Raw genomic sequence first — 9,652 nt, forward strand, 5'->3', positions numbered from 1 at the left:
AACGGGTCGGCTTTACCTGGGGTGCGCGTGCCATACGCTCGCGCGAGGGCCGGGTTCTCTACCCGTGCCCCTGTGAGGCCCAGGGGCACGCGCAAGGGGTCCCCAGGTCAAGTCGACCCCACGCAGCAACCCCCGCGCCCCACAACCCAACCGCACCCGCCGACGACACCGACACCCGCTGGAAGCTCAGCCGTCCCCGACCGGGAAACCCAGCCGCTCACGCTGGAAGCCCAGCCGTCCCCGACCTGGAAGCGCAGCCGTACCCCGCTGGGAAGAGCTACACAAAAACGACCTTCCGCATGCCCTGTGCGGCCATCACGACCTCCGCCTCCTCCTTCACCGCCGCCCGATCGACCCGGGACAGCTTCCCGTAGGCGCGCACGCTCAGAACGCCGTCCTCCAGGTCCCACTCCGCCGCGCTGAACCCGTCCACGAGCACCACCTGCGGGGCGAAGTTCTTCCGAGGCCGAACCTGGGCGTAGTACTCCTCGGTCAACACCCGACTCCGATCGGCGTGCGACAACGCCACGTTGTCGAAGTCGTAGAGGAACCGCGGCGGGGCGGGAACGTCCTCCGACGGGCGCGGAGCGTCGGGAAGGTCGAAGAGCTCGCGCCCGGACGCGTCCTCGAACACCACGAGATCGGGGCGCAGCCGGGAGAAGACCTCGCCGAGCCGCGTCAGCCCGCACCACTTCTGCGCGTCCATGACCGACGCCGGACCGAACGCGGCCAGGTACCGCAGGACCATCTCGTCCAGGGACAGAGGGCCAGAAGCGGACAGCACCGAGTGCGCGATGGGACCGCTGCGGCCCCACAGCCCGCGCGGGGGGACCTGCACGAGGGGCAGCAGGTTGCGGACGCCGTACGCGAGGGAGGCAGGGGAGCTGGAGGGGAAGTGGGTCGCCAGCTCGGCACCGAGTTGCTTGGCGGTCATGGCTCTCTCGCTGAGCAACCGCCTTCCCACGTCAGCGAGTTCCGCAAAGTCGACACCTGCCAAGGGTTTGCTGTGCATGGTGTTGTTCTGGAGGTCGCGGTCGAGGACGGGCTGCACCAGGGGGCGCAGCCCGGCCGCGTCGGCGGGGGAGACGAGGTGGATGGTGCCGCGCATCAGCACCACGCGGACGAGGTCGCCGTTCTCCAGCAACTCGGAGGCCTGTGACGGCTCGAAGCCCGACAGCCGCGAGGTCAGACCGAGGTACCACGTGTGCGGGGTCTGGGCCTGCATGCCGACGAGGTGCGAAACCGCGTCGGGGACCGAGATGTCGGTTCGCTCCAACAGCATCTGCCGCGCCAGGGTCGCCCGGTTGAGCTCGCGGCGGCTGAGCACGGCGCTCACGCGAGCTTCCCGAAGAACGAGCGGATGTCCTCGACGAGCAGGTCGGGGGCGTCCTGGGTGGCCCAGTGGCCGCCGCGGTCGTACTCGTTCCACGACACGATGTTGGCGTGGTCGCGTTCGGCGAAGCGGCGCAGCGGGGTGAAGTCGTGGGCGAAGCTGGCCAGGCCGGTGGGCGCGGTGGTCGGTGTCGTGGGGTGCTCGGTGTGGTGGTCCTCGTAGTAGAAGCGCGCCGACGAAGCTGAGGTGTTGGTCAGCCAGTACAGGGTCGCGTTGGTGAGCACGTGGTCGTCGCTGGTGGCCGCGAGCAGCTGGGAACTCCACGCGAGCTGGCCGGTGGGGGAGTCGGCGAGGGCGTGCGCGAGGTTCTGCGGCGCGGTCTGCTGGAGCTTGGCGTAAGCGGACATGTCGTCATTGAACTGCGCGAGGAACCGGACGTACGCCAACTCCTGCTCCGACAGGCCGTCGAGGTCACCCGAGGGGAAGGAGAACAGCTGCGTCACGTGCACGCCGATCACGTGCTCCGGATCGACTCGGCCCAGCTCGGGAGCGACGAAGGACCCGGTGTCGTTGCCGTGCGCGCCGTAGCGCGAGTAGCCGAGGCGCCGCATCAGCTCGGCCCACGCCCGCGCGGTGCGGTGGCGGTTCCACCCGCGCTCCCGCGTCGGCCCGGAGAAGCCGAAGCCGGGCAGTGACGGGATCACCAGGTGGAAGTCCGCGCTGAGCGGCTCGATCACGTCGAGGTACTCGAACACGGAGTTGGGCCAGCCGTGGGTGAGGATCAGCGGGGTCGCGTCCGGCCGCGCCGAGCGCACGTGCAGGAAGTGGATGTTCTGGCCGTCGATCTCGGTGGTGAACTGCGGGTGCTCGTTCAGGGCGCGCTCCCACTTGCGCCACGAGTAGCCGTCGCGCCAGTAGTCGACGAGGCGCCGCACGTACTCGCCGGGAACCCCGTACTCCCAGCCGGGAGGGATGGGGCCGCGCTGCACGCCGTCGGTGATCTCTTCACGGGGCAGCTCCTCCGCCCAGCGGACGCGGGCGAGCCGGTCGGCCAGGTCGTCGAGGGCACTCTGCGGGAACTCGGAGCGGAAGGGCTTGATCTCGGTCATGGGGAGGACTCTAAGAACCCATTAGGAAAGCTCGGTTCCTAGTGGGCTGTCAGACTGGAAAAATGTTGGACACCTCGGCACGACTGCTCCGGCTGCTCTCCCTGTTGCAGGCACCGCGCGAGTGGACGGGCACGGAGCTGGCCGACCGCTTGGAGGTCAGCACCAGGACCGTGCGCAACGACGTCGAACGGCTCCGCGCCCTGGGTTACCCGGTCAACGCCAACCGGGGCTCGACGGGTGGCTACTGGCTCGGAGCGGGAGCGGAGCTGCCGCCGCTGCTGCTCGACGACGAGGAAGCCGTCGCGGTCACCATCGGCCTGCGCACGGCAGCCGGCGGGACGATCGCGGGCGTCGAGGAAACGGCGCTGCGAGCCCTTGCCAAGGTCGAGCGCGTGCTGCCGTCCAGGCTCCGCCGCCGCGTGAGCGCGTTGCAGGAGTACACCGTGGCCGTGCCGAAGGACGAGCCCGGACCGCGCGTGGACTCCGAGGTTCTGGTGACCTTGACCGCCGCGTGCCGTGACCGCGAACGACTGCGTTTCCGCTACCGGACGCACAGTGGCGAGCCCAGCGCCCGGTTGGTCGAGCCGTATCAACTCGTGAACTGGGGGCGCCGGTGGTACCTCGTCGCGTGGGACGTCGAGCGCGTGGACTGGCGGACGTTCCGGGTCGACCGGCTCACCGAGCCGTTCGCGACCGGCGCCCGCTTCACGCCGCGCGAGCTGCCGGAGGACGTCGTGGACCGCGTGCGGCGCGGGGTCTCCAGCGCGGCGTGGCGCTATACGGCGAAGGTCGTCGTGCACGCGTCGGCGGAGGTCGTCGCGGCCCGCATCAGCTCGGCGGTCGGCACGGTGCGCGCGCTCGACGCGGACACCTGCGAGCTGCACACCGGCTCGGACTCGCTGAACGGCCTCGCGGTGCACCTCGGGCTGCTCGATCTGGGGTTCACCGTGACCGAGCCGCCGGAGTTGGTGGACCTGGTGCGACGGCTCTCCGAGCGCTACGGGCGAGCCGTTGCGCGCTGAGCCCTGGTTGATTCCCCAGTGATTGGGTTCGACGTCACCGATGCCCCGTAAGGTGCGTTCGTGGGTTTGTGGTAGACCATGCGTCAAACGACGGCCGTGCGGCATCACCCGGTTCTTTTTTGTAGGGACCCCACAACGCAGCGGCTCCGGCATGCGCCATGCGGGACATAGGTGTACCCGGCGGTAATCAAGCAGGGTGTAGCTCAGGTGCAGGCGGCGCTCCGGACCCCGGACGTCGCCTTCTGCTTGCTGGTACTTGGGAGGCTCAGCCGGTGTTCAGACGTGTCGCCATCGTCAACCGTGGAGAGGCCGCGATGCGGCTCATCCACGCGGTCCGGGATCTTTCGGCCGAGACCGGAACGCCCATCGAGACGGTGGCGCTCTACACCGACGCCGACCGCAACGCGACCTTCGTGCGCGAGGCCGACGTCACCCACTCGCTCGGCCCGGCCTCCGCGCGCCCGTACCTGGACCTCGCGGTCCTGGAGCGCGCGCTGCTGGCCACCGAGGCCGACGCCGCGTGGGTCGGCTGGGGCTTCGTCGCCGAGGACCCCGCGTTCGCCGAGCTGTGCGACCGCATCGGCGTCACCTTCGTCGGCCCGAGCGCCGACGCCATGCGCAAGCTCGGCGACAAGATCGGCGCGAAGCTGATCGCCGAGGAGGTCGGCGTCCCGGTCGCGCCGTGGAGCCGCGGCGAGGTCGCCACCCTCGAAGACGCGCTGCGCGCGGGCGAGGAGATCGGCTACCCGCTGATGCTCAAGGCCACCGCGGGTGGCGGCGGGCGCGGTATCCGCATGGTCGCCTCGGGCGAGGACCTCGCCGAGGCCTACGAGCGCACGAGCCAGGAGGCCCTGCGCGCCTTCGGCTCCGGCATCGTCTTCCTGGAACGCCTGGTCACCGGCGCGCGGCACGTCGAGGTCCAGGTGATCGCCGACGGCCAGGGCACCGCGTGGGCGCTGGGCGTGCGCGACTGCTCGGTGCAGCGCCGCAACCAGAAGATCATCGAGGAGTCCGCCTCCCCGGTGCTCGGGCCGGAGCAGACCGCCGAGCTGAAGGCCTCCGCCGAGCGCCTCGCCGTCAAGGTCGGCTACCGCGGCGCGTGCACCGTGGAGTTCCTGTACCACCCGGGCGAGAAGCTGTTCGCCTTCCTCGAGGTCAACACCCGGCTCCAGGTCGAGCACCCGATCACCGAGATCACCACCGGCACCGACCTGGTCAAGCTCCAGCTGCACGTCGCCGGCGGCGGCAAGCTCGAAGGCGCTCAGCCGCAGGAGCTCGGCCACGCCGTGGAGGCCCGGCTCAACGCCGAGGACCCGGACCGCGACTTCGCGCCCTCGCCCGGCCGCATCGCGCGCCTGCTGCTGCCCGCCGGTCCCGGCATCCGGGTGGACACCGGCGTCAGCGAGGGCGACACCATCCCCGCCGACTTCGACTCGATGATCGCCAAGATCATCGCCTACGGCCGCGACCGCGACGAGGCGCTGGCCAGGCTGCGCCGCGCCATGGCCGAGACCGTCGTGATCATCGAGGGCGGCGCGACCAACAAGAGCTTCGTGCTCGACCTGCTCGACCAGCCCGAGGTGATCGACGCCAGCGCCGACACCGGCTGGATCGACCGCGTCCGCGCGCAGGGCCGCCTGGTCACCCACCGGCACTCCGCCGTCGCGCTGGCCGCCGCCGCGATCGAGGCCTACCAGGACGAGGAGGAGGTCAGCCGCAACCGGCTGCTCTCCACCGCGCACGGCGGCCGCCCGCAGGTGCAGCACGAGAGCGGGCGCCCGCTGGACCTCAAGCTCCGCGGTGTCGGTTACCGGGTCAGCGTGGCCCGCGTCGGCCAGAACCGTTTCCGCGTCGGCATCTCCGGCGGCGGCGACGTGCACCCGGCGGACATCGAGATCAACCGCTTCGACGCGCACAGCGGCCAGATCGTGGTCAACGGCCGCCGTTTCCGGCTGATCTCCGCAACGCACGGGCCGATCCACCTCGTCGAGGTCGACGGTGTCACGCACCGGATCAGCCGCGACGAGGGCGGCGTCGTCCGCTCGCCCGCGCCCGCGCTGGTCGTGGCGACCCCGCTCGCGGTCGGCGACGAGGTCGACGCGGACGCGCCGATCCTCGTGCTGGAGAGCATGAAGATGGAGACGGTGCTGCGCGCGCCGTTCCGCGCCAGGGTCCGCGAGTGCCCCGTTTCCGTTGGCAGCCAGGTGGAAACCGGCGCGCCGCTGATGCGCCTGGAGCCGCTGGCCGAGGAGGACACAGCCGACGAGGACGAGGAGACCGGCGGCGAGGCCGAGACGGTCGAGATCGACCTGCCCACGCAGGCGGAGATCCCGGTCGCCGAGCGGGTCGAGCGCGGTCTTCAGGACCTGCGCAGCCTGCTGCTGGGCTTCGACGTGGACCCGCAGGACCGCAAGCGCGTCCTCGTCGACTACGTCGCCGCGCGCTCGGAGCTGGACGGCCGTCCGCTGCCGGGCGAGTTGGAGCTGTTCACCGTCTTCGCCGACCTGGTCGAGCTGAGCCGCAACAAGCCGACCGGCGAGCTGGTCGAGCCGGGCAGCCCCGTGCACAGCCCGCGCGAGTACCTGCACAGCTACCTCCAGAGCCTCGACGTCGAGCGCGCCGGGCTGCCCGAGGGCTTCCAGGGCAAGCTCAAGCGCGTGCTGGCCCACTACGGCGTCGCCGAGCTGGACCGCACGCCCGAGCTGGAGTCGGCGGTCTTCCGGATCTTCCTGGCGCACCAGCGCATGTCGACCGATGTCGCGGTCGTTTCCGAGCTGCTGCGCCAGTGGCTGGCGGGTTCTCCGCCCGCCGAGGCGCTGCGCGAGCGCGTCGGCCTCACGCTGGAGCACCTGGTGCAGGCGACGCAGGTGCGCTTCCCGGCGGTCTCCGACCTGGCCCGCGGCGTGGTGTTCCGCTGGTTCGCCCAGCCGCTGCTGCGCCGCGCCCGCGCCAAGGTCTACGCCGCCGTGCGCGACGACCTGCGCTACCTCGACCGCAACCCCGACGCCGCCGACCGCGCCGAGCGCATCCAGGCGATGGTCGCGAGCGCGGAACCCTTGGTGCGCCTCATCGGCCAGCGCATCGGCCGCGCGGGCTGCGACCACGCTCCGCTGCTCGAAGTCGTGACCCGCCGCTACTACGGCAACCGCGGCCTGTCCGAGGTGACCGCGCTCGACAAGGCTGGCTGCCGCTTCGTCACCGCTTCGCACACCACCTCCGACCGGGTGACCAGCGTGGTCACGACCGCGGTCGACATCGCGGCGCTGCCCGAGGCGATCAGCGCTGTCGGTTCGCTCGCGGCCGAGGTGGCCGATGGCGGCCTCGTCGCCGACCTCTACCTCACGTGGGAGGACCAGCCCGACACCGACGCGATGGCGGTGAAGCTCGGTGAACTGCTTGCCGCGCAAGCACTTCCGGTCGGCGTCCGGCGGATCACCGCGACCGTCGCCGGCACCAGCGGCGCGGTCATGCACCACCACTTCACCTTCGAGCGCGACGGCGCCGAGGACCGGCTGATCCGCGGCCTGCACCCGCAGATCGCCCAGCGCCTCCAGCTCCAGCGGCTGCGCGAGTTCGACCTCACCCGCCTGCCCTCGGCGGATGAGGAGATCTACCTGTTCAAGGCGGTCGCCAAGAGCAACCCGGCCGACGAGCGGCTGTTCGCCCTCGGCCAGGTCCGCGACCTGACGCCGCTGCGCGAGGCCGACGGCCGCCTGGTCGCGCTGCCCGCCGTGGAGGACGCGATCAACGCGGGCCTCGACGCGATCCGCAACATCCAGGCGCAGCGCCCGCAGAACAAGCGCTTCGACACCAACCGGATCATGATGTACGTGTGGCCGGCCACCGAGCTGACCACCGACGAGCTGGACACGGTGGTCAAGCGCATCCTGCCGACCACGGCAGGCGCCGGGCTGGAAGAGCTCCAGTTCATCGCGCGCAGGCGCAACTCCACCGGTGAGCTGACCGAGATCGCCGCGCGGGTCAGCATCGACCCGGGCAACGGCGCCACGCTGCACGTCGAGAAGCCCTCGACCGAGCCCGTGCTGCCGCTGGACGACTACCGGCAGAAGGTGCTGCGCGCGGCCCGTCGCGGCAACGTCTACCCCTACGAGCTGACCGAGATGCTCGGCAGCTTCGTGGAGCACGACCTCAACGCCGAGAGCGTTCTGGTTCCGGTGGATCGCCCGCGCGGCAAGAACACCGCGGCGATCGTGGCGGGTGTCGTGACGACCGTGACCGAGCGGCACCCCGAGGGCGTGACCCGGGTGATCCTGCTCGGCGACCCGACCAAGGCGCTCGGCGCGCTGTCGGAGCCGGAGTGCGCGCGGATCATCGCCGCGCTCGACCTCGCCGAGAAGATGCAGGTGCCGCTGGAGTGGTTCGCGCTCTCCGCCGGTGCGCGCATCTCGATGTCCTCGGGCACCGAGAACATGGACTGGGTCGCGGCCGCGCTCAAGCGGATCGTCACCTTCACCCAGGACGGCGGCGAGATCAACATCGTGGTCGCGGGCATCACCGTCGGCGCCCAGCCGTACTGGAACGCCGAAGCCACGATGCTCATGCACACCAAGGGAATCCTGGTGATGACGCCGGACTCGGCCATGGTGCTGACCGGCAAGCAGTCGCTGGACTTCTCCGGTGGCGTCTCCGCCGAGGACAACTTCGGCATCGGCGGCTACGACCGGGTGATGGGCCCCAACGGGCAGGCGCAGTACTGGGCGCCGAACCTCGCGGGCGCGCGCGACGTGCTGATGTCGCACTACGACCACACCTACGTCGTGCCGGGCGAGTCGGCGCCGCGCAAGGCCGAGACCAACGACCCGGTCACCCGCGACGTCTCCGACTTCCCGCACGCGGTGGTCGGCAGTGACTTCGCCACCGTCGGGCAGATCTTCTCCGCCGAGCACAACCCCGACCGCAAGAAGCCGTTCGACATCCGCACGGTCATGCGCGCGCTCTCCGACCAGGACCACCCGGTGCTGGAGCGCTGGGCGGGCATGGCCGACGCCGACACCTCCGCCGTGCAGGACGTGCACATCGGCGGCTGGCCGGTGTGCCTGATCGGCATCGAGTCGCGGGCCGTTCCGCGCCGCGGCTTCCCTCCCACCGACGGTCCCGACACCTACACCGCGGGCACGCTGTTCCCGCAGTCGTCGAAGAAGACCGCGCGGGCGATCAACTCCGCCTCCGGCAACCGGCCGCTGGTGGTGCTGGCGAACCTGTCCGGCTTCGACGGCTCACCGGAGTCGATGCGCAAGCTCCAGCTGGAGTACGGCGCCGAGATCGGCCGCGCGATCGTCAACTTCGACGGCCCCATCGTGTTCTGCGTGATCTCGCGCTACCACGGCGGCGCGTTCGTGGTGTTCTCCAAGGCGCTCAACCCGAACATGACCGTGCTGGCGCTGGAGGGCTCCTTCGCCTCCGTGCTCGGCGGTGCCCCGGCCGCGGCCGTGGTGTTCTCGGGTGAGGTCAACAACCGCACCGCGACCGATCCGCGCGTGACCTCGTTGCAGGAGCGCGTGTCGGCGGCCAGCGGTGCCGAGCGCGCCGCGCTGACGGCGCAGCTGGCGGAGGTCCAGTCGTCGGTGCGCGCGGAGAAGCTCGGCGAGGTGGCCTCGGAGTTCGACAAGGTGCACAGCATCCAGCGCGCGGTCGAGGTCGGCTCCGTCGACGCGATCATCAGCGCGGCTGAGCTGCGGCCCCGGATCATCGAGGCGATCGAGCACGGCATGAAGATCTGATCGCTGTCTGTTTTCACAGGACCGGTTGTGCCCTTTGGTGCAGCCGGTTCTGTGCTTTTATGGCTTTGTGCTTGGTTTTCGCGAGATCACCGATGAGAACCGGGACGCGGTGTGCGGTGTGCGCGTGCGTCCTGGGCAGGAGAAGTTCGTCGACTCGGTGGAGAAGTCTCTTCGGGACGCGGCGTCGACGCCTGAGGCTCGGCCGTGGTATCGGGCTGTTTATTGTGGCGACGTGCCGGTGGGGTTTGTGATGCTGAGTTGGAACGTTGTGCCGCGGCCTGGGATTTTGGGGCCGTATTTCTTGTGGCGGTTGTTGGTGGGGTCGGAGTATCAGGGGCGGGGGTTTGGGAGAGAGATCGTGCGGAAGGTGGTGGAGATGGTGCGGGCTGACGGTGGGGTGGAGCTGTTGACGAGCTATCAGCCTGGGGGGCCTGGGGCGTTTTATCG

5 protein-coding genes are annotated in these 9,652 nt (G+C 70.4%); 3 read left to right on the forward strand and 2 right to left on the reverse strand.

The window, feature by feature from the left end:
* Nucleotides 1–277: 277 nt before the first annotated feature.
* Together CCN37_RS35020 and CCN37_RS35025 are read right to left on the reverse strand one after the other, a co-directional pair.
* Nucleotides 278–1,336 (reverse strand): winged helix DNA-binding domain-containing protein, encoded by a 1,059-nt coding sequence (locus CCN37_RS35020; protein ID WP_246843495.1) that lies wholly within the window; start codon nt 1,334–1,336, stop codon nt 278–280.
* Entirely contained in the window at nt 1,333–2,442 is a 1,110-nt protein-coding gene (locus tag CCN37_RS35025) for an epoxide hydrolase family protein (protein ID WP_086829323.1), read from the reverse strand. Before CCN37_RS35025 ends, CCN37_RS35020 begins: the two co-directional genes overlap by 4 nt.
* A 62-nt stretch (nt 2,443–2,504) precedes the next feature.
* On the opposite strand from CCN37_RS35025, the gene CCN37_RS35030 reads away from it, so the two are divergent.
* From CCN37_RS35030 to CCN37_RS35040, 3 genes are all read left to right on the forward strand, one after another.
* The gene (locus CCN37_RS35030; RefSeq protein WP_086829326.1) at nt 2,505–3,464 is read left to right on the forward strand and encodes a YafY family protein; all 960 of its coding nucleotides are present in this window, start codon (nt 2,505–2,507) and stop codon (nt 3,462–3,464) included.
* A 272-nt stretch (nt 3,465–3,736) separates the two neighbouring features.
* Entirely contained in the window at nt 3,737–9,205 is a 5,469-nt protein-coding gene (locus CCN37_RS35035) for a carboxyl transferase domain-containing protein (RefSeq protein WP_086829328.1), read from the forward strand.
* A 37-nt stretch (nt 9,206–9,242) separates the two neighbouring features.
* The coding region (locus CCN37_RS35040; protein ID WP_246843496.1) for a GNAT family N-acetyltransferase at nt 9,243–9,652 on the forward strand (410 nt) is incomplete at its 3' end.

Origin of the sequence: Allokutzneria sp. NRRL B-24872 (assembly GCF_002155965.1) — a bacterium.
Lineage (GTDB): Bacteria > Actinomycetota > Actinomycetes > Mycobacteriales > Pseudonocardiaceae > Allokutzneria.